Here is a 19,242-nt window from a genome sequence, read left to right on the forward strand (position 1 = left end):
ATGCAAGAGCCATCGCAGGAGGTCAAGGATCAACGTGCGGCCGCAGCCCGCCATAGAGTCGTTGCGCGCGCAAATCGAGAAGATCGAGGGTCGAACCCCGCGCGCGAAATCGGTGCTTCCATTCGGAATCGCCGAGGTGGACTCACGACTTCCCGGCGGAGGGCTGGCACTCGGCGCTCTGCACGAGGTGGCGGGCGGCGGATTCGGCGCCGTTGACGGCGCGGCCGCAGCCCTCTTCGCCGGCGGCGTCGCAGCGCGGACGAAAGGCAAGGTCCTGTGGTGCATCACGCGCCCAGACCTTTTCGCGCCCGCACTTGCCCAGGCAGGTTTGCCGCCCGACAGGGTGATCTACGTCGAGGCGGGTGACGACAAGTCGCTTCTCGCCTGCATGGAGGAGGGTCTTCGTCATGGCGGACTGGGCGCCGTCGTTGGCGAGGTCGCGCGTCTCTCGATGACTGCGTCACGGCGACTCCAACTCGCCGCTGAAGGAGCCGGTACGATCGGTATCGCGCTCCGGCGCTGGCGGCGCCAGACCGAGGCAGCCGATTTCGGGCAACCGACCGCAGCCGTGACGCGCTGGAGAATTTCGGTGTTGCCCTCGTCGCCGCTTCCGGTTCCCGGTGTGGGCCGTCATCGATGGCTCGTCGAATTGATCCGCGCCCGCGCGGGCGAGAGTGCAGATTTCGAGTTGGAGGCTTGCGATGACACGGGTTGTCTCGCTCTTCCTGCCGAGCTGGTCGACCGACCGGCTGCGGCGGAAGGGCGGCGACGCGGCGCCTCCGCTTGAGGCCCCGCTCATCCTGATCGGCCGGGAAGGAAGCCGGCGCGTGGTGGTGTCAGCGGATGCCGCCGCGCGAGCGGCCGGCCTGCGGCCTGGCATGGCGGTCGCGAAGGCGCAGGTCCTCGTACGGGACCTGCTCATCCAGGATGCCGATCCGGTCGCAGATTTCGAGGCGCTCGAGCGCCTCGCCTTATGGGTGCTGCAACGTTTTGCCCCCATCGTCGCGGTGGATGGCGACGACGGCATCGTGATCGACACCACGGGCGCCGACCATCTCCATGGCGGTGAGGAGGCGATGCTCGATGCGCTGATCGGGCGCCTTGCCATGTCCGGCATCTCCGCGCGCGCCGCCGTCGCCGACAGCTGGGGCGCTGCGCACGCCTTCGCCCGCTATCTCGCGCAGCCAGCTTTCGTGGCAGCACCCGGGCATGGGCCGGCGACGGTCTCGCCATTGCCGCTGGAAGCGCTGCGCCTGCCCGCCGCCACGACCCACGATCTGCGTGTGCTCGGCTTCGAGTGGATCGGGGACCTCCTATTGCAGCCGCGTGCGCCGCTGACGCTTCGTTTCGGTCCCGAGCTCGGGCGGCGGCTCGATCAGGCGATCGGCGCGGCGGCGGAGCCGATCGATCCGGTTCGGCCGGCCGATCTCATCGAGGTCCGGCGCAGTTTTGCCGAACCGATCGGCGCCGCCGAGACCATCGCGCGTTACATCGGCAAGCTCGTCGTCGCGCTGTGCGAACGCCTTGAGGAAATGGACCTCGGTGCGCGACGGCTAGATCTTCATCTGCGGCGCGTCGACAACCAGCGCCAGGCAATCCGCGTCGGCATGGCTGTGCCCGTTCGCGACGCGAAGCGCCTCACCCGCCTCTTGTGCGACAGGATCGAGACGATCGATCCCGGCTTCGGCATTGAAGTCCTGACCCTCGTCGCAAGCATCGCCGAACCATTGGTCCGCAAGCAGACCGTCAGCGCGCTCATCGAAGAGGCCATCCCCGATGTGTCCGACCTGATCGACACGCTGGCCAACCGCGTCGGTGAGCGCGCCGTCTACCGCGCGGCGCCGCTATCGAGCGACGTGCCCGAGCGGGCCGTCGCTCGAATTCCTGCGATGGCGCCCGATACCGGCGCCACCTGGCCGGGCCATTGGCCGCGACCGGCCCGCCTGCTGCCGCGCCCCGAGCCGATTGAGACTGTCGCGCTCTTGCCCGACCATCCGCCGGTCACTTTTACCTGGCGCGGTATCCGCCGCCGTGTGCGACGGGCCGACGGGCCCGAGCGCGTGTTCGGCGAATGGTGGAAGCGTGATGCCGAACTCGTCGCGGTGCGCGACTATTTCCGGCTCGAGGACGAGGCCGGCGAGCGATATTGGGTGTATCGCGCCGGCGACGGCGAAGACGCTGCGACCGGATCGCATCGCTGGTTCATGCACGGGGTGTTCGGATGAGCACCCATCGCTATGTCGAGTTGCAAACGACATCGCACTTCAGCTTCCTGCGCGGAGCCTCCTCGGCCGACGAGCTCTTCGCCCAGGCGGCGGTGCAGGGCATCGAGGCGCTCGCGATCGTCGACCGCAACAGCCTCGCCGGCATCGTGCGCGCACACGAAGCTTCGAAGGCAACCGGCGTGCGCCTGATCGTCGGCTGCCGCCTCGATCTCTCCGACGGCATGTCGCTCCTGGTCTATCCGAGCGACCGGTCCGCTTATTCGCGGCTCTGCCGATTGCTCTCGCTAGGCAAGCGACGCGCCGGCAAGGGCAAGTGCAGCCTCGGATGGGCCGATGTCGTTGCTTACGGCGAGGGCCTCATCGCGGTGCTCGTGCCGGACACGGCCGATGATGATTGCCGATTGCACCTGCGCCAGCTGCACGACGCATTCGCCGATCGCGCCTATATGGCGCTCACGCTCCGGCGCCGGCCGAACGATCAACTGCGGCTTCACGCACTCTCGAACGCCGCTGCGGCCGCGAAGGTCCGAACCGTCGTGACCAATGACGTCCTCTTCCACGCGCCCGATCGCCGGATCCTGCAGGACGTCGTCACATGCATCCGGCACAACGTCACGATCGACGCGCTCGGCGATCGGCGCGAGCGTCATGCCGATCGCTTTCTCAAGCCGCCCGAGGAGATGCATCGCCTCTTCACGCGTTACTCCGACGCTTTGGCGCGCACGCTTGAAATCGCCGATCGCTGCCGTTTCTCGCTCGACGAGCTCGCCTATCAATATCCGGAGGAACGCGACGATCCTTCGCTATCGCCGCAGGAGACGCTTGGAAAGCTCACCTGGGAGGGCGCGGCGACGCGCTATCCCGAAGGGCTGCCCGACGAGGTGCGCGCTGTCCTCCAGCACGAGCTGCGCCTCATCAACAAACTCGACTACGCGCCGTATTTCCTGACGGTCAACAGCATCGTCAGGTTCGCGCGCTCACGCGACATCCTGTGCCAGGGACGCGGCTCGGCCGCGAATTCCGCCGTCTGCTACGTTCTCGGCATCACCTCGATCGATCCCGGACGCAACGACCTGTTGTTCGAGCGCTTCGTCAGCGAAGAGCGCCGCGAGCCGCCCGACATCGACGTCGATTTTGAGCACGAAAGGCGAGAGATCGTCATGCAGTGGGTGTTCGAGACCTACGGCCGCGATCATGCCGCTCTGTGCTCGACCGTGATCCGTTATCGCGCGAAAGGCGCATTGCGCGATGTCGGCAAGGCGCTCGGCCTGCCCGAAGATCTGATTTCGTCGCTCTCGGGCCAGGTCTGGGGCTGGTCCGAGGAAGGCGTTGAAAATCGCCATGTCGAGGAGCTCAATCTCAATCTGGCCGATCGACGGCTGCGATTGACGCTCGATCTCGCGCGCCAGCTCATGGGCGCGCCACGACATCTCTCACAGCACCCCGGCGGCTTTGTCTTGACCCACGATCGGCTCGACGATCTCGTGCCGATCGAACCGGCGAGCATGAAGGACCGGCAGGTCATCGAGTGGGACAAGGACGATATCGACGCGTTGCGATTTATGAAGGTCGACGTCCTCGCCTTGGGCATGCTCACCTGCATGAAGAAGGGTCTCGATCTGCTCGCGCAGCACAAGGGCGTCGAGCTCGACCTTGCGACGATTCCTGCCGAGGATCCTCGTACCTACGCCATGATCAGGAAGGCCGATACGCTCGGGACGTTTCAGATCGAAAGCCGCGCGCAGATGTCGATGCTCCCCCGTCTCAAGCCCAGGACCTATTACGACCTCGTCGTCCAGGTGGCGATCGTTCGGCCTGGCCCGATCCAGGGCGACATGGTCCATCCCTATCTTCGCCGCCGCGAAGGACGCGAGCCCGTCCATTACCCCAAGCCCGAGCTCGAGCAGGTGCTCGGAAAAACCTTGGGCGTGCCCCTGTTTCAAGAGCAAGCGATGCGGGTGGCGATCACCTGCGCGGGCTTCACGCCCGGCGAAGCCGATATGCTGCGCAAATCGATGGCCACGTTCAAGTTCACGGGCGGGGTCTCATCGTTCAAGACCAAATTGATAGACGGCATGGTCGCCAACGGATACGAGCGCGATTTCGCCGCGCAGACGTTTCGGCAATTGGAGGGGTTTGGCTCGTATGGATTCCCGGAAAGCCATGCCGCGTCGTTCGCCCTGATCGCCTACGCCAGCGCTTGGCTTAAATGCTGGCATCCGGATGTCTTCTGCGCTGCTTTGCTCAACAGCCAGCCCATGGGTTTTTATGCGCCGGCGCAAATCGTAAGAGACGCGATCGAGCACAGCATTGAGGTGCGCCCGGTCTGCGTCACGGCCTCGCGCTGGGATTGCACGCTGGAGCCAACCCGCGACGAAAGCCGCTTTGCGGTCAGGCTCGGCCTGCGGATGGTTCGCGGTCTCGCCAATGGCCACGCCGCCCGGATCCTTGCGGCCCGCGCCGATCAACCCTTCGCCTCGGTCGACGACCTCTGGCGCCGCTCCGACGTGCCGCAAGCCGCACTCGTTCTCCTGGCCGAGGCGGATGCGTTTCGGCCGGCCCTCGGTCTCGCCCGGCGCGAGGCGCTGTGGGCGATCAAGGCTCTCAGGGACGAACCTTTGCCGTTATTCGTGGCCGCCGCGGCGCGCGATCACGGACCGAGCGCCGAGCTCAACGAACCCGCGGTGGCGCTGCGATCGATGAAAACGGGCGGCGAAGTCGTCGAAGACTACCGGCATGTCGGCTTGTCATTGCGCAGTCACCCGGTCTCGTTTCTTCGCAGCGACCTGCATCGTCGGCGCATCGTCTCCTGCGCGGAGGCGATGGAATCGCGCGACGGCCGCCGGCTCGAAGCAGCCGGCATCGTCCTGGTCCGCCAGCGGCCCGGGTCAGCGAAGGGCGTGATGTTCATCACATTGGAGGACGAGACAGGCATTGCCAACCTCGTCGTCTGGCCGAAGGTCTTCGAAACCAATCGCCGCGCCATCATGGCGGCGAGCATGATCGCCGTGCACGGCCGCATCCAACGCGAGGGCGAGGTGGTTCATCTGGTCGCGCAGCGGATCGTCGACCTGTCGGGAGAGCTGGCCAGCGTCGGCGAGCGCGAGGCCAGCTTTCCGCTGCTTTACGGTCGCGGCGATCAGGTCCGCAAAGGCGGTTCGGCCCCCGATCCACGCGAGCAGCCGCCGAGGGCGGTGCGAACGCGCGACATCTATGTGCCAGACCTCCATATCGACACCATCAAGGTGAAAACGCGGAATTTCCACTAGCGGCGGCCGCGAAACTAAACCCGTTTCACAGTTGAAAGCATTCGAAGGCCGATCAACAATACCGCTGCAATTACCATAAGGATCGGAAATCAACTCGACGGACCGATCAAGCCCCAGGGAGATGCAAATGGCCGACGACAAATCGAAACGAGGCAATGCCGACCGTCGGCGCGTCGCCGGCGGCGAAGGCTACGAAGTCAGTTATTTCGCTAAAAAGCACGGCATCACGAAGGACCAAGCCGAGGGCCTGATCAAGCGGATCGGCAATGATCGCAACAAACTCAACGCAGCCGCCGAAAAGCTGAAGAAATAAACGCAGCGCGGCTAAGGCTGTTCATCCAGGACAGTTGCGCGATCAAAGGACAGGTCGTTCGATCATGGCGACGGCGCCCAAAACAAAAGCAAGATCGACCGCACGCGAGACGAAGTCTTCGTCGGCGCGAACATCCGCGGTGGCGCCGGCATTCCGTCCCGTTCAGCTCGCTACGCTGGTCGACGCGGTTCCGGCCGGCGACCGCTGGATTCACGAGATGAAATATGACGGCTATCGCACGCTCGTCGCCGTCGGTGGGGGCGAGGCGCGTGCCTATACCCGTTCGGGCCTCGACTGGTCCGGCCGCTTTCCCTCGATTCTCGCCGATGCGCGTCAACTCAAGGTCCAATCCGCCCTGATCGACGGCGAGGCGGTCGTGCTCGATCCCGAGGGGCGCTCGAACTTCCAGAAGCTGCAGGGCGCGCTGAAGGGCGCTCCGGCGAGCATCGACTATTTCGCGTTCGATCTGCTCGAACTCAATGGGGATGATCTGACCAGCCTTCCCCTTCTCGAGCGAAAAACCAAGCTCAAGGGAATTCTTCCCGCGAAGGGCACCCACATTCGCTACTCGGATCATATCCAGGGAAACGGCGAGAAGCTGCTCAAGAGCTTTTGTGCGGCCGGGCTCGAGGGTGTCGTCTCTAAGCTCGCCAACTCGCGATATGTCGGCGCACGCGCCGGCAACTGGGTGAAAACCAAATGCATCAAGCGGCAAGAATTCGTAATCGCCGGCTGGACGCCGTCCGACAAGAGCCGCGCCTTCCGGTCGCTCATTCTCGCCGTCCATGACGGCGGCACGCTGCGCTACGCCGGAAAGGTCGGCACCGGCTTCGATGCGGCCGAACTCGCGCGCCTGATGAAGATCATGGCGCCACTCGAACAGAAGGCAGCGACGGTCGAGGCACCACGCGCCGAGGTCCGCGGCGCGCATTGGCTGCGGCCGAGGCTCGTGGCCGAGATCGCCTATACCGAGATGACCAACGAGGGAACGCTTCGTCACCCCAGCTATCTCGGGCTGCGCGAGGACAAGAAGCCCGAGGCCGTCGTGCTCGAGACTGAGCATCACGCCGCTGAACGGCCGGCGCCGGCGACAAGCACGGTCGTCATCACAAGCCGCGACCGCGTCATTTATCCGGAAGCCAATATCACCAAAGGCCAGCTCGCCGACCACTATGCGGCGGTCGCCGAGATCATGCTGCCCTGGATCGGCAGCCGGCCGATCAGCCTTGTCCGCTGCCCACAGGGCCGCGCAAAGCAATGTTTCTTCCAGAAGCACGATGCCGGAAGCTTCGGCGAGGCGGTTCACCACATCGGGATTGTCGAGAAGGATGGCCACGAAGAGCCCTATCTCTATATCGACGATGCCGATGGGCTCATGACCTGCGTGCAGATGGGAACGATCGAATTCCATGGCTGGGGCGCGCGTATCGAAGATGTCGAGAAGGCGGATCGGCTGATCTTCGATCTCGACCCCGATGAAGGGCTCGATTTCGAGGCGGTTCGCGAGGCTGCCTTCCAATTCCGCGACATCTTGAAATCGATGGGCCTCGAGACTTTTCCAATGGTGACCGGCGGCAAGGGCGTGCATGTCATCGCGCCGCTCACGCCGAAAGCCGAGTGGCCGCAGGTCAAGGACTTCGCCTATCGCCTCGCGCAGGCGGTCGCGCAGAACGATCCGAAGCATTTCACTGCGGCGCTTGCAAAGGCCCGGCGCAAGGGCCGCATCTTCGTCGACTATCTGCGCAACCAGCGCGGCGCGACAGCGGTCATGCCCTATAGCGCCCGCACGCGCGCCGGCGCCTCGGTTGCCGCGCCGATAAGCTGGGGCGAGATGAAGACCATCGACTCGCCGGCGCATTTTCACATCGGCGATGCACCGGAGCTGGTGCGCCGCACGAGCTCCAAAACCCTGGCAAGCTGGGGCCGTGCCGAACAAGTTTTGCCCGATATCTAATCCATGAAAATCGCGACCTACAACGTCAATGGCATCAATGGCCGCCTCCCCGTTCTCCTGCGATGGCTCGCAGAATCGCAACCCGATATCGTCTGCCTCCAAGAGCTGAAGGCGCCGCAGGAGAAATTTCCGGACAAACCGATCCGCGATCTCGGCTACGACGCGATCTGGCAGGGGCAGAAGAGCTGGAATGGCGTCGCCATTCTCAGCCGCGTCGGACAGATCCACGAAACCCGCCGCGGTCTTCCCGGCGATCCGGACGATAGCCACAGCCGCTATATCGAGGCTGCCGTCAACGGCATCCTGATCGGCGGACTCTATTTGCCGAATGGCAATCCAAAGCCCGGTCCGAAATTCGACTACAAACTTCGCTGGTTCGACCGGTTGATCGCGCATGCCGGCGAACTTCTCGCCACCGGCCAGCCGGTGATGCTCGCAGGCGACTTCAACGTGATGCCGACCGATCTCGACGTCTACAAGCCCGAGCGCTGGCTCGACGACGCTCTCTTCGCTCCCGAAGCGCGCAGCCTATTTCCGGCTACTCGAACAAGGTTGGACCGACGCGCTCCGTACGCTCCATCCCGACGAGGCCATCTACACCTTCTGGGACTATTTTCGAAATGCGTTTGCACGGAATGCCGGGCTGCGCATCGATCATCTGCTGCTTAGCCCGCCGCTTGCCGAACGCCTCGTCGACGCTCAGGTCGACGTTGTAGTGCGCGGATGGGAAAAGAGCAGCGATCACGCCCCCGTCTGGATCGAGCTTGCGGATGCGACCACATCCGCGAGGCGCGCAGCGCCCCGTCGGCGCGTGACGCCCGTCCGCGCTTGAGGCGCCGTCAACCAACCTGTGCGACAGACAACGTCCCGGCAGGCAGCGGCTTGATCAGCGACTTCGCCGAGATCGCGGGATTGAGCCAGTCAGCCCACGCGGAGCGCTCAAGAATGACGATCTGCCGATCGTGGTAGGGCTTGATATCAGGCCCCGGCTCCATCGTCAGCATCGTGTAGGCCTCGCCGACATCCTTGGCGTCACGCCAGATTCCAGCGATGCAGAAGATCGGCTCGTCGCGCTTCGTGAACAGCCATTTGTCCTTCTTCTTCTTTCCCTTTTCCGCCGGATCAGTGAACTCGTAGAACCCATCCGCAACGATGAGACAGCGGTTGCTGGTGAACTCGCGACCATCCGAGCGAAAATTATAGACCGGTCTCTTGTTCTGGCCGGGCCAGCTCCACCGGCGCTGCACCAGGTCGGCTTCGTCGCTCGCGCCTTCGACCGGGCGGATGATCGGACCCATGTCGGTGATCTTGATATCTTCGCGAGCCTCGATGTTCGGCGAGCCTTCGCTGAAGCGGATTTTGATCTTGAGATCGGCGAAGTCCTCGACGATCGAGGCGACATCCACCATCAGCCGATAGTCATTGCACATCGCTCCCCCTTTCCTGGCATTGCACTGGAGTGGCGTTCCTATTATGTTCTAAAATGCCATGACCGTGAAGGCCTTCAATTCTGATGCACCACTCGACGAACGCCGCGTCATCGTTCGACGCTCCGGCGACGAGGTCGAGATGGTCGAACTGCCGTGGGGCCTGAAGCCGGGCGAGACCGGCGCACGCCCCTGCACCGTCGTACACGGCGAGGGACGAACCTTTCCCAATCATCGCTGCCTCGTCCCGGCAACCGAGTTTCGCCATCGTAGCAACGGTAAGGACTACAGCTTCAGGCTTGCGAATGGCGACTGGTTTTATTTTGCCGGAATTTGGCGGCCGGCGACGCGCGACTGGCCCGAGGCCTATGCGATCATCACCATCGAATCGAACGGCGATATCGCGCCCTATCAAGACCGCCAGATGGCGGTGCTACGTCGAAATGAGCGCATGGGCTGGCTCGATGCTATGCGACCCGAGACGGACATCTTGTGTCCCCTGCCGGCCGGAAGCTTTCGTGTCTCTCGTTTTCACCACGCCCGCGACCAATCCATGCTCGCGCTTTGACGACGTTGTGCCGTGGCAACGGAGTCGGACATCATCCCGCGCAAGATCATCCATGTGGACATGGATGCCTTTTATGCGTCGGTCGAACAGCGTGACGATCCACACTTGCGCGGACGACCCGTTGCCGTCGGCGGGTCGGAGGCGCGTGGCGTCGTCGCGGCAGCGAGCTACGAAGCGCGTGCTTTCGGTGTTCGCTCGGCGATGGCGTCGATCACGGCCAAGCGCCGTTGTCCCGACCTCATCTTCGTGCCACCAAGATTCGATGTGTACCGCGCGGTGTCGGCACAGATCCGCGAGATCTTCGCCGAACATACCGATCTGATCGAGCCGCTCTCACTCGACGAAGCCTATCTGGACGTGTCGGAGAACAAGCACGGCATTGAGATCGCGAGCGAGATCGCGACCATCATCCGCGCGCGCATCAAGGAGGTCACGGGCCTCAATGCCTCCGCCGGCATTTCATATTGCAAATTCCTTGCGAAGATGGCGAGCGACCTCAACAAGCCGAACGGCCAGGCCGTCATCACACCCAGCAAAGGCCCATCTTTCGTCGAGGCGCTCCCGGTGAAGAGATTCCACGGCGTTGGGCCTGCGACGGCGGAGAAGATGGAGCGGCTTGGCATTCTCACCGGCGCTGATCTCAAGGCGAAACCGCTCGCCTTCCTGCAGCAACACTTCGGAAAAGCGGGAGGCTGGTACTATCGAATTGCCCGTGGAATCGACAATCGGCCTGTCGAGCCCGATCGGCCGCGCAAGTCGATCGGCGCGGAAGACACTTTTGAGACCGACCTGTTCGACAGTGAGAGCGTGTATTCTGAAATCAGCGCTCTTGTCGCGAAGGTTTGGCGTCTCTGCGAAGCGAAGCAACTGCGGGCGCGCACGGTGACGCTGAAGGTGAAGTACGCCGACTTCCAGCGGATAACGCGAAGCCGTACCGTCTCGCAACCGTTTCAGACCGCGGCGCAAGTCGACGAGCTGTCGCGGGCGTTGCTCGATCCATTGTTTCCGGTCGAGAAGGGCATCCGGCTCGTCGGCGTCACGGTCTCCTCGCTCGAAGACGCGGTCGGAATCTTTGAGGGGCAACTCGCGCTGCTCTAAAGTGCGAAGGCGCGAAAGCGCCGGCTGAAACGCGTTGGCCGCGCGCGGCCCGGTTGGGATCGGCAGCCCGCCTGCTGGCCGGGGACGATTTGGATCGGTGATTGCTGCGGAGTATGGACGGCGGCCCATCGCGGGAAGCCGCGGCGTTCCCAGCAGCTTCCGGCGAGGGAAAAGGACGTAGCACACAGGTCGTCTCGCCCGCCGCGAACCAATCCCGCTCTTCAGCGATGGCGTCCTGGGCCCTCCTCCGGATCTTCCACGATCAACCCACAAGGGGTCGGCTAGCAAGCTGCCGCCGCTGCGGCTGCGCCTTCGCGGTGATCGCGACCGAAGGCGGTCCATCGAGGAGCCATCGAGCGGGAATTGGCCCGCTCCGGATGGAGCCTTCGAGATGTCGCACGATCTTTCCCTTGCCCAGAATCACGCGTTCCAGCTTGCCCGCACCCTCATGGTCCCGGTGACGCTCTTCAAATCCGGCGATGCCTATGGCGCCCTCCCCTCCGAGGAGCTCGAAGACGCCGACGATCTCGAACTGATCCACGAATTCGACCCCTACGAGCGCGGCCCGGCTCACTGAGCCAGTTGCGCTGGCGCCGAGCAACGCGGCGCCTCGACTATCGGCAGAGCCGATCCCGCAGCGCGCTGCAGAAGCAAGAAAGGATGGGCCAGCCATAACGTCGAGCCACGGCCATCTCTCTCTCATTGATGGCCGATCATACCGGCAGTCGGGCCGCGTCAAGGACGCGCGGTTGCCCCCAATTTTCCGCCGCCGCCCGTTGGGCGCCGTCAGAAACTCGGCACCCCCACGCGCCGGCTCTGCCGGTCGCCTCGCGATCCCTGACCCGTCCCTCCAACACCTGGTGCGTGCCTCCGTCATCGAGACGAAGGAGGTTCATATGGAAGACATTCGTGACATCTACGCCGAAATCGCAGAACTCCGCGCTGAGCTTGCGCACTGCATCCTGACGCGCAGGGAGCGCCGCGAAACGCAGCTGCGTCTTGTTCAGGCGCTCACCGAAGCCGACCATCGGCAGCGCGAGGCGGAGGTGGCTTAGGCCCCTTTTTGTGTCGGCGCTGCCACCGAGTGTCGCCGCATCCGGAAGGAAGCGCTTGCGTCCCTCGGGTGAAGGCCCCGCCTCTCGGCGGACCCGTCGTCGATTAAGTGTAGAGGTGGCGGGTCAGAGCGACACGCAGGAGCCAGCCTTCGCCATCCGGCCAGCATGTCAGGTGTTGTGGGTGTGGAGTCTGGATTGTCGAGTGGGACGGCCGAGAAATCGTGCGAACCGGACCTCGCGCGCCGGGCGGCCGCGGTGCCACGATATTCGCGCGAAGGCGGGTGGTCGCGGATCCCTTGCCGGAGACGGTTGCGGTCGGCGCGATCGACGCCGGCCTGAAGGGGCAAGTGCACCGTGATGTTGCCGTCGAATGCGATAACGGTGTCGATATGTGAGCCTGTCATCATTCCCGAGGTGTTTGCGAAAGCCACCCCCAACACGAGCCCGATTGGCCTGGTCTGACCGAAGGACGAGCACGCAAGCGTCCTCTCGATCTTGTCCCCGCAACGTCCTGCGACGACTTTTTTCCGCCGCCTTCGGCTTTGCATCGCGAGACAAAAAAGCCGTCTCCGGCCGCCTTCCACTGCGTTGCAGCCCTTCGGGTGCGGGTCGATCGCCTCCGGCCTCACGACCGCCATCGGGTCGCGATGGGCGCGGCCCTGAAACAAGGGAACGAGACAATGGCTAACATCGGCACCTTCACCTCGAACGGCAACGGCTTCACGGGCACCATCCGCACCCTGACCTTGAACGTCAAAGCTCGGCTGGTCCGCGTCGAAAACCCCTCCGACAAGGGCCCGCACTTCCGCATCTTCGCCGCAGCGAATGCCGAGCTCGGCGCCGCTTGGCAGAAGCACTCCGACCAGACGGACCGCGACTACCTCTCGGTCAAGCTCGACGATCCGAGCTTCCCCGCCCCGATCTACGCGACCCTGGTCGAGGTCGAAGGCGAGGAAGGCCTGCAGCTGATCTGGTCTCGGCCGAACCGCGACTGACCCGGGCGACGAGCGGGCCCCGCCGTGAGGCGGGGCCTTCGCCATGTCGCGCCTGGCAGCCGCTAGTTACGTTCTGCAGCGCCAACATCGCGATAGCCACGCCGCCTTTTTGCACGCTCAAGCCGGCCTAGAGCGACGGAGGCTTCCTCGGGCTGGTCGAAGGTCTCCATCATCGACTGGCCGTTGGTTCCGATGCGCCCCCAGTTCCGGATGACCGACGCGCCGCCGAACAGCGTCGGTTGAAGCGCGAGCGCGTAGAAGCGCCGCATGTTTCGGGCCGGCTCGACGCGATGCAGATGGAGCTGTTCAGGAACCTCGTTGGCCATGAAGTAAGTCTCGCTTCCTTTAGAAGCGGCGTCCAACGCCTTTCATGAATCAATCTGCGCTGACCGATTCATCAGCCTGATCAGTCAGTCACACCAGTTTCGACGCGGGCCGCCCCAAGGGCGAGCGAGCCCTTCGGCGATCAATGTCGCGCCAAGGGAGTGGCCGGCCCGCCTTACCACGCGCAGCTTGCGGCCGAAACGGTCTTCGTCCCGGTCTGCGGCGACGAGAGAGAACGCACCGGCATTGAGTAAATCGAGGAGTCTGCGTCTGGCCGCCTCTCCCTTCATCCGCTCTGTCTCGCAGTGCGGCGGACTCAGTTCGGGAACATCGATATCCGCTATGCTTGACCCGCAGATGCCAGAAGGTGTCGCCGTCGACGACGCAGTTCACGCGCCGCGCTTCGCCGCAAATCGAGAACGTCGCCGCAAGGCTGTCCGGATAGGAAGCTGGCAACGGCCGTTGTGTTGGACTGGCCTGAAAGGGTGGATCCGAGGCGAGCGTCGTCGCCGCAACCAGCAGCATTCCCGCGGCCAGCATCATCTCGGTCTTTATGAAACTTCTCCCTTGATCGATCGAAGCCGGCGATCTCCTCTAGTCTCGGATCCTTGCTGGAATGTCGATCATGCAGGTCAGACCCTGGAGGCATTCGCCTTTGCGCTTGGCTTGGGCGATCAAGATTTTGGCGAGCCGCCTGCGGCGGACGGCTCTATTCGCTTCGCTCACGGAGCCCGCAGGCGGTCTCCGCCGGGTCCGGTGACGATCCTCTCGCGAGACCATTTAAGCCGAGGTCAAGCCGATGCCCCTTTTCGGCGGCCTTACGGCGCGATCGCCTCCGATCAAGTACGCACCCATCGGGGTCGCGATGCCCGCCGCCCGAGAAGGGCTACGTTGATTCGAGGTGGAATGCCGGACAGCCATTCGGTCATCTGCTCTCGTCCGAACCGCGACTGAGACGCCACGTAGAAGGTCCCGCCGTGAGGCGGGGCCTTCCCAGACAAGTCAGCGACGATCGCCAGCGTTGGATCGCCAAGACACCGACGGATGCGGCACGTGCCTTAAGCGGCCGGTAGGTTGGTCAAAATCGCCACTGCGCTGGCTCATGCCAGCGCAGGTTCGGGATGAACAAAAGCTCCACCCCCGCCGATTCTTGGCGGTATGGTGGCCAGAGCGGGACAAGGCGGCGGATCGTCGTCGTCATCGCGCCGGCGGCGGGATACGATGCGAGACCATTTTCTCAGCGCGGAGCGGCGCCGCCGCTCCGGCGGCATATGCCCCAGCCCAAAGGATGGGTTCGTCGAAAGCGTGAGGCTGTCGAATGTGTCCAGCGCCTTCAAAGCGCGCAGAATCTCGTCCACCTCGACAATAGAGCCATCCTCTAGCTGACGCAGCGATGGAGAGCCCGGAACTGCGCGGGCGTCAGACGCCCAGGAGGCTAACAGGGCCCGCTTCTCAGCACGGCTCATCTCCGGATCATTTATAACGTCATCAGGCTGCTGGAATATCGGATGTCCAGCGCTGCGGCGTGCTTTATGGCGATCAATGTTTGAAAAGCTGCTATATTCAGTCATCTCCGTTTCTCCGCAATTCGTGACACCCGGATAGATCGGGAGGCAAATCGCAGGGTTTAGGTTTGGTCGACGGGCTCAGGCAGCTTTGCGCTGCGGCTCCGTATTTTGGCTGATCTGCTTCGTCTTGCCGTTGTCTCCCGCCGATGGGGCGTTGCGCGTCGAACCGATGGCGATCCGGCGAGGCTTCAACTCCTCGGGAATCTCCCGCACCAGATCGACCGACAGCAGGCCATTCTCCAACGTAGCATTGGCGACCTTGACGTGGTCGGCAAGCTTGAACGCCTGTTTGAAATCGCCGATCGCCAACCCTTGGTGAAGAATCTGCCTATTCTCCTGGCTCGGCCTTTTCTGTCCCGTCACGATGAGCTCAGGACCGTCCTGGGTGAGCTCCACCTCATCCGGGCTGAAGCCGGCGATCGCCATGGTGATGCGGTAGTCGTTGTCGCTCTTCTTCTCGATGTTGTAAGGCGGCCAGTCTGAGCGCACGCTGGTATCGAGCATGTCGAGAAGGCGATCGAAGCCCACCGTCGAGCGGTAAAGGGGCCTATAATCGAAGCTTCTCATAGCCATATCCTCCGTAAAGCAACATGGATTACAAGCAGCGTCACAGCGTCTCTGCGACGCCTATTGGTCGGGCCGAAGCCCCGACGCAGAAGGATTTGGGAGAACCAAAAACTCAGTTCAAGAGAGCAAACCGAGATTTTTTTGAACGATGTTTACGTTCAAGCAGCCGGATCGATGACGTCGGAGCGGATGCCGTAAACTACACCTCCGACGGCGAGCCGCCGTCCGAATGGGCTCGACAAACGACACACTCAGCCCCGCCGGCAGCCCGGACGGCCTTGCCGCTTCGCTCATCAAAGCGCCGACCATCTCGAACCAGGCGCCGTCCCAAGGCGCGGCTTTGGGATTGACGTCATTTTACCGCCAGGACGATCTTGCCTTGAATGTGCCCCTTGGCAGCTCGCTCGTGCGCAAGCCGCGCGTCGGCAAGGGCATAGGTGCTGTCGAGGACGACCCGGATCGTGCCTGCAGCAAGCAAGCTTCCAATCTCCGCCAGCTGCGCGCCACTCGACCGGACCTGAGTCGCCGAGACCGTGACGCCCAGCTTTTTCGCATCCTCCGCGCCGGTGAACCCAAGAGGAAAGACAGGAAACAGTGCGCCGCCCGGCTTCAGCGTGCGCAAAAACCGTCCGGTGCCGGGTCCGCCCACGGCGTCGACCACAAGATCGACGTCATGCGCCACGTCCTCGGGAGGCGTCTTGGTGTAGTCGATGAACGCGTCGGCGCCGAGATCGCGCAGAAGCGCCTCGTGCTTGCCCGACGCCACGGCGATGACATGGGCGCCTTTCAGCTTGGCGATCTGCACCGCGAAATGTCCGACGCCGCCAGCCGCTCCATTGACGAGAACGGTCTTGCCTTCCAACGGTACCGGCACATGCGGATACGGTTGTAACGGGTTGGGCGCGTCGTGCCCCAGATCGACCAGAAACTGCCACGCGGTGAGCAGCGACATTGGCGCCCCCGCGGCGTGCGCATGGTCGATCCCGGCCGGCTTGATCGCGACTTCGGAAGCCGGCACGCTGACATACTCGGCGTAAGCCCTGCTGTCGCCAGCGAGGCCCGAGGGAAATCGGACCATCGAATAGACCTCGTCACCCACGGAGAAACCTTCGACATCGCCGGCCACGGCCTCGACGACGCCGGAGATGTCGGTCCCGAGGATGAGCGGGAACGACACCCGCGGCTGCCATTCGGGCGGAAGCATCTTGTAGCCCTCACGCAGATACCAGTCGGGTGGATTGAGGCCGACGGCGTGAACCCGGACCAGCACTTCGCCTGGCTTCACCTCAGGCTTCGGGGCATCCTCATAGACCAGCACCTCGGGACCGCCGAACGCGTGCTGCCGGATCGCCTTCATTGTATCGCTCATCATGATCTCCTTTCGCCGTTCGGTGCTCAGACACCGATATAACACCGGTCCCGGCATTGATAATCTGCTCCAATGGCGCTTCAATAGTGCCATGAAGGAACAAATGCTTTTGGAGCGGTTGACCGGCCTGATCGCGTTTGCGCGTGCTGGCTCGATGGGTAGCTTCACAGCCGCTGCTCGCTCCTTATCGGTCTCACCCTCAGCCGTCAGCAAGAGCATCCAGCGCCTTGAGCGGCATCTGGGGGTTCCACTCTTCACCCGCACGACCCGGTCGCTGACACTCACGCCAGAGGGTCGCGATCTTCACGAGCGCGCGCTGCGTCTGCTGCGCGAGGCGGAAGCGATCGAGCAGGCGGCGATGAGCGCGCGCTCAGAGCCGTCGGGCAACTTGCGGGTGGCGGCGTCGCTGCCGATCGGACTGCATGTGATCGCGCCCGCTCTGCCTGCGTTCCGAAAGAGTCATCCCAAAGTGACGGTCGATCTCAGACTGACTGACCGGATGGTGGACATCATCGAGGAAGGCATCGACGTCGCAATACGCATTGGCGATCTGGCGGATTCGCGCCTGTTGTCGCGGAGCCTTGCCCCTTATCGACTCTGCTGCTTTGCGTCACCCGCTTACCTTGCGGCGCGCGGCGCGCCGCTGCACCCCGACGATCTGGCGGGGCACGACCTCGTCAACCTTCGTTATCAGAGCACAGGTCAAAGCTTTCGCTGGCCCTTTCAGATTGCCGGTCACGAGATCGAGCTGGTACCCACCGCGAGCATCGTCGTCGACGTAAGCGATGCGGTACTCGTGACGCTCGCGGCCGGTGGCGGCATCGGGATCAGCGCCTCCTTCATTGCGGCGCCTTACGTCACGCGCGGCGACCTCGTCCCAGTGCTTTCCGCCTTTGCGGTAGAGCGGCACAATATTACTGCAGTATGGCCCGAAAGCCGCCGCGCGAACCCTGCCGTGCGTGCCTTTCTGACCCTATTGCAGGACGTCTTTCAGGAGCGACTGACGGCCACGGCGAGCCTGTCGGAGGAAGGGCGCCACGTTGCCGGAGCCAGAAACCAGACCACTCAAGGATTCCCGAGTTGACATTCTAATCCCGGGTTGCGTCGTCCTTCGACGCGATATGCGCGTGATAGCCGCATAGTCCGTTGTGCTCATAGTATTCTTCGGCACTCAGGTCGGTTCCGCAAACCGCGCTAGCGGCCCTCCGCCATCGATAGGTCGACTGACATCGGCAGGTTCGTTGCGCTTGTGACCGCCGTTGTCATCATCCCCGCGGTTTCCGGCCTATGCCGTGCGCAGCCTCCGATGACGATCCGCCACGCGCCTCTTTGCGCGCCTCCCAGGTCGCGACCAGAAAGGTGGCCATCGCGCCAGCGAGATTGACTGCCAGCTCCGCGTGCCTTGGCTGTGGGCGCGCGCGCTTCGGCCCAGGGCTGTGCGCATCACTGAGCTTGTTGCGCAGGGCGCCCAAGGATTCGACAACAGACTGGCAGCTTCCGAGAATCTGCTTGAAGACCTGCTCCGTATGGTCGTCGGGCGCGAGCTTCAGGACTTTGGAGAGCTTGCGGTAGAGGGCCGGCAGATCGTCAGCTTCTTGCCAGGTCTCACCCGCCTCCTCGAGGATCCATTTGCAGACGTCTTCGAGCAGGGTGCGGGCCAATGTAATTGCGCCTGCCGGTTCCGAGCCGCGCCGCTCCATGGCCATGGTCCAACGCGCGTGCACCTGCGTCGGGTCAAAGGCGGCCAGCGTCGCGGAGATGCTGGCATCTGCTGGCGATCCGGTTGGTGCGACTCTCACGGCGTAAAATGGACTTCCAGAAATTCGTCCCGCCAAGGCTAACGTATAGCCGTCGTGCCGCAGTAGGCCGTCGATCTTCTCGGCCAGCTCGATTTGCTCGCTCCCCGAGAACGCATCTGGCGCCGTGACGGCGGCAAGGAATTTAAATAGCTGCGCGCGTGAGCACGTTAGCAGCCCGAGCGTCTCCAGCACATCGCGCTGGGTCAGGTCGTCGTTGCGGATAGTATGGCGATGGAGATAGTCCTCGAGCGTTGCCTCATCGCTGGGATGAGGTGCGCGAAGAGAACCGATCGGCCAAAGGCCGCGAATAAGCTCGATGTCCTCGATCTCGCGCGCCAGCGGGCGGCCTTCGAACAGCGCGATCAGACGTCGACGCGTGAGCGTGGTGACCGCCGGGCCGTTTAGCTCGTCAATCTTGGCCAATTGCTCACTGAGCTCGAAGCGCTGCTCTTCAGCGGCAAGCTCGCGAGCGGAGACGACGACCTGTTCGGCCGATACATCCGCAAGCCGCTTCTGGGCATATTTGTATTTGCTGGCGAACGCCTCCTGTTCCTCGCCGTCCGCCAGATTCAACCGACGGCACAAGCCCGGTACGTCATAGGCTTTGGCGTCAGAGATCGCCGACGCCAGCAGGTGGCGAAGCTCCTTGATCATGGCGGGTGGGATAGCGACGGGCATCGGCGCTGGTGTCGGCTGGCGTATGGTCGGCAT

The 19,242-nt window shown here is 63.5% G+C and carries 17 protein-coding genes and 2 pseudogenes; 12 read left to right on the plus strand and 7 right to left on the minus strand.

Annotated elements, in window-relative coordinates; all coding sequences use genetic code 11:
* Positions 1-34 precede the first annotated feature (34 nt).
* From AB4136_RS29595 to xth, 6 genes and pseudogenes are all read left to right on the plus strand, one after another.
* On the plus strand, positions 35-787 hold the full coding sequence (locus AB4136_RS29595; protein WP_137902075.1) for an ImuA family protein: 753 nt from the start codon (positions 35-37) through the stop codon (positions 785-787).
* Entirely contained in the window at positions 702-2,225 is a 1,524-nt protein-coding gene (locus AB4136_RS29600) for a Y-family DNA polymerase (RefSeq protein WP_137902076.1), read from the plus strand. Before AB4136_RS29595 ends, AB4136_RS29600 begins: the two co-directional genes overlap by 86 nt.
* Positions 2,222-5,494, plus strand: coding sequence for an error-prone DNA polymerase (locus AB4136_RS29605; RefSeq protein WP_137902077.1), 3,273 nt, complete (start codon positions 2,222-2,224; stop codon positions 5,492-5,494). Before AB4136_RS29600 ends, AB4136_RS29605 begins: the two co-directional genes overlap by 4 nt.
* 127 nt (positions 5,495-5,621) lie before the next feature.
* Positions 5,622-5,807, plus strand: a complete 186-nt coding sequence (locus AB4136_RS29610) for a DUF3606 domain-containing protein (protein ID WP_006023679.1) — start codon at positions 5,622-5,624, stop codon at positions 5,805-5,807.
* A gap of 139 nt (positions 5,808-5,946) precedes the next feature.
* On the plus strand, positions 5,947-7,761 hold the full coding sequence (gene ligD, locus AB4136_RS29615; protein WP_441932014.1) for a DNA ligase D: 1,815 nt from the start codon (positions 5,947-5,949) through the stop codon (positions 7,759-7,761).
* Between the two features lie 3 nt (positions 7,762-7,764).
* Positions 7,765-8,593: pseudogene (gene xth, locus AB4136_RS29620) on the plus strand (exodeoxyribonuclease III).
* A gap of 7 nt (positions 8,594-8,600) precedes the next feature.
* Here xth and AB4136_RS29625 read toward each other — a convergent pair.
* The gene (locus AB4136_RS29625) at positions 8,601-9,191 is read right to left on the minus strand and encodes an SOS response-associated peptidase family protein (protein ID WP_137902079.1); all 591 of its coding nucleotides are present in this window, start codon (positions 9,189-9,191) and stop codon (positions 8,601-8,603) included.
* Between the two features lie 58 nt (positions 9,192-9,249).
* On the opposite strand from AB4136_RS29625, the gene AB4136_RS29630 reads away from it, so the two are divergent.
* From AB4136_RS29630 to AB4136_RS29650, 5 genes are all read left to right on the plus strand, one after another.
* Positions 9,250-9,756: an SOS response-associated peptidase family protein gene (locus AB4136_RS29630; RefSeq protein ID WP_137902080.1), complete on the plus strand. Its 507-nt coding sequence runs from the start codon at positions 9,250-9,252 to the stop codon at positions 9,754-9,756.
* Positions 9,757-9,768: 12 nt separating this feature from the next.
* A complete protein-coding gene (gene dinB / locus AB4136_RS29635; RefSeq protein WP_137902081.1) occupies positions 9,769-10,854 on the plus strand; it encodes a DNA polymerase IV in 1,086 nt (361 codons plus the stop codon).
* Between the two features lie 391 nt (positions 10,855-11,245).
* Positions 11,246-11,431 carry a hypothetical protein gene (locus tag AB4136_RS29640; RefSeq protein ID WP_137902082.1) on the plus strand — a complete coding sequence of 62 codons (186 nt, stop codon included), beginning with the start codon at positions 11,246-11,248 and terminating at the stop codon, positions 11,429-11,431.
* Between the two features lie 319 nt (positions 11,432-11,750).
* Positions 11,751-11,909: a hypothetical protein gene (locus AB4136_RS29645; RefSeq protein WP_171021051.1), complete on the plus strand. Its 159-nt coding sequence runs from the start codon at positions 11,751-11,753 to the stop codon at positions 11,907-11,909.
* A 680-nt stretch (positions 11,910-12,589) separates the two neighbouring features.
* A complete protein-coding gene (locus AB4136_RS29650) occupies positions 12,590-12,904 on the plus strand; it encodes a DUF736 domain-containing protein (protein WP_137902083.1) in 315 nt (104 codons plus the stop codon).
* A gap of 62 nt (positions 12,905-12,966) precedes the next feature.
* On the opposite strand, the gene AB4136_RS29655 is transcribed toward AB4136_RS29650, so the two are convergent.
* From AB4136_RS29655 to AB4136_RS29675, 5 genes and pseudogenes are all read right to left on the minus strand, one after another.
* On the minus strand, positions 12,967-13,230 hold the full coding sequence (locus tag AB4136_RS29655) for a WGR domain-containing protein (RefSeq protein WP_137902101.1): 264 nt from the start codon (positions 13,228-13,230) through the stop codon (positions 12,967-12,969).
* An 84-nt stretch (positions 13,231-13,314) separates the two neighbouring features.
* Positions 13,315-13,771: pseudogene (locus AB4136_RS29660) on the minus strand (thermonuclease family protein).
* A 557-nt stretch (positions 13,772-14,328) separates the two neighbouring features.
* Complete coding sequence (locus AB4136_RS29665; protein ID WP_137902085.1) at positions 14,329-14,799, minus strand: hypothetical protein; 471 nt, start codon at positions 14,797-14,799, stop codon at positions 14,329-14,331.
* Between the two features lie 75 nt (positions 14,800-14,874).
* Complete coding sequence (locus AB4136_RS29670) at positions 14,875-15,363, minus strand: Hsp20 family protein (RefSeq protein ID WP_137902086.1); 489 nt, start codon at positions 15,361-15,363, stop codon at positions 14,875-14,877.
* 352 nt (positions 15,364-15,715) lie between these two features.
* On the minus strand, positions 15,716-16,735 hold the full coding sequence (locus tag AB4136_RS29675; RefSeq protein ID WP_137902102.1) for an NADP-dependent oxidoreductase: 1,020 nt from the start codon (positions 16,733-16,735) through the stop codon (positions 15,716-15,718).
* 88 nt (positions 16,736-16,823) lie between these two features.
* Here AB4136_RS29675 and AB4136_RS29680 point away from each other — a divergent pair, with 88 nt between their 5' ends.
* Positions 16,824-17,816, plus strand: a complete 993-nt coding sequence (locus AB4136_RS29680) for a LysR family transcriptional regulator (protein WP_137902087.1) — start codon at positions 16,824-16,826, stop codon at positions 17,814-17,816.
* A gap of 181 nt (positions 17,817-17,997) precedes the next feature.
* On the opposite strand, the gene AB4136_RS29685 is transcribed toward AB4136_RS29680, so the two are convergent.
* Positions 17,998-19,242 (minus strand): abortive infection family protein, encoded by a 1,245-nt coding sequence (locus AB4136_RS29685; protein WP_298267601.1) that lies wholly within the window; start codon positions 19,240-19,242, stop codon positions 17,998-18,000.

The sequence above is a fragment of the Mesorhizobium sp. 2RAF21 genome (assembly GCF_052115345.1).
In the GTDB taxonomy this organism is placed as follows: Bacteria; Pseudomonadota; Alphaproteobacteria; order Rhizobiales; family Rhizobiaceae; genus Mesorhizobium; species Mesorhizobium terrae.

Excerpts from the sequence above, each read along its gene's own strand:
- AB4136_RS29600 (WP_137902076.1), top strand. The coding sequence starts at position 702 with ATGACACGGGTTGTCTCGCTCTTCCTGCCGAGCTGGTCGACCGACCGG.
- AB4136_RS29605 (WP_137902077.1), top strand. The coding sequence starts at position 2,222 with ATGAGCACCCATCGCTATGTCGAGTTGCAAACGACATCGCACTTCAGC.
- AB4136_RS29610 (WP_006023679.1), top strand. The coding sequence starts at position 5,622 with ATGGCCGACGACAAATCGAAACGAGGCAATGCCGACCGTCGGCGCGTC.
- AB4136_RS29625 (WP_137902079.1), bottom strand. The coding sequence starts at position 9,191 with ATGTGCAATGACTATCGGCTGATGGTGGATGTCGCCTCGATCGTCGAG.
- AB4136_RS29630 (WP_137902080.1), top strand. The coding sequence starts at position 9,250 with ATGACCGTGAAGGCCTTCAATTCTGATGCACCACTCGACGAACGCCGC.
- AB4136_RS29640 (WP_137902082.1), top strand. The coding sequence starts at position 11,246 with ATGTCGCACGATCTTTCCCTTGCCCAGAATCACGCGTTCCAGCTTGCC.
- AB4136_RS29645 (WP_171021051.1), top strand. The coding sequence starts at position 11,751 with ATGGAAGACATTCGTGACATCTACGCCGAAATCGCAGAACTCCGCGCT.
- AB4136_RS29650 (WP_137902083.1), top strand. The coding sequence starts at position 12,590 with ATGGCTAACATCGGCACCTTCACCTCGAACGGCAACGGCTTCACGGGC.
- AB4136_RS29655 (WP_137902101.1), bottom strand. The coding sequence starts at position 13,230 with ATGGCCAACGAGGTTCCTGAACAGCTCCATCTGCATCGCGTCGAGCCG.
- AB4136_RS29665 (WP_137902085.1), bottom strand. The coding sequence starts at position 14,799 with ATGACTGAATATAGCAGCTTTTCAAACATTGATCGCCATAAAGCACGC.
- AB4136_RS29670 (WP_137902086.1), bottom strand. The coding sequence starts at position 15,363 with ATGAGAAGCTTCGATTATAGGCCCCTTTACCGCTCGACGGTGGGCTTC.
- AB4136_RS29675 (WP_137902102.1), bottom strand. The coding sequence starts at position 16,735 with ATGATGAGCGATACAATGAAGGCGATCCGGCAGCACGCGTTCGGCGGT.
- AB4136_RS29680 (WP_137902087.1), top strand. The coding sequence starts at position 16,824 with ATGAAGGAACAAATGCTTTTGGAGCGGTTGACCGGCCTGATCGCGTTT.
- AB4136_RS29685 (WP_298267601.1), bottom strand. The coding sequence starts at position 19,242 with ATGCCGACCATACGCCAGCCGACACCAGCGCCGATGCCCGTCGCTATC.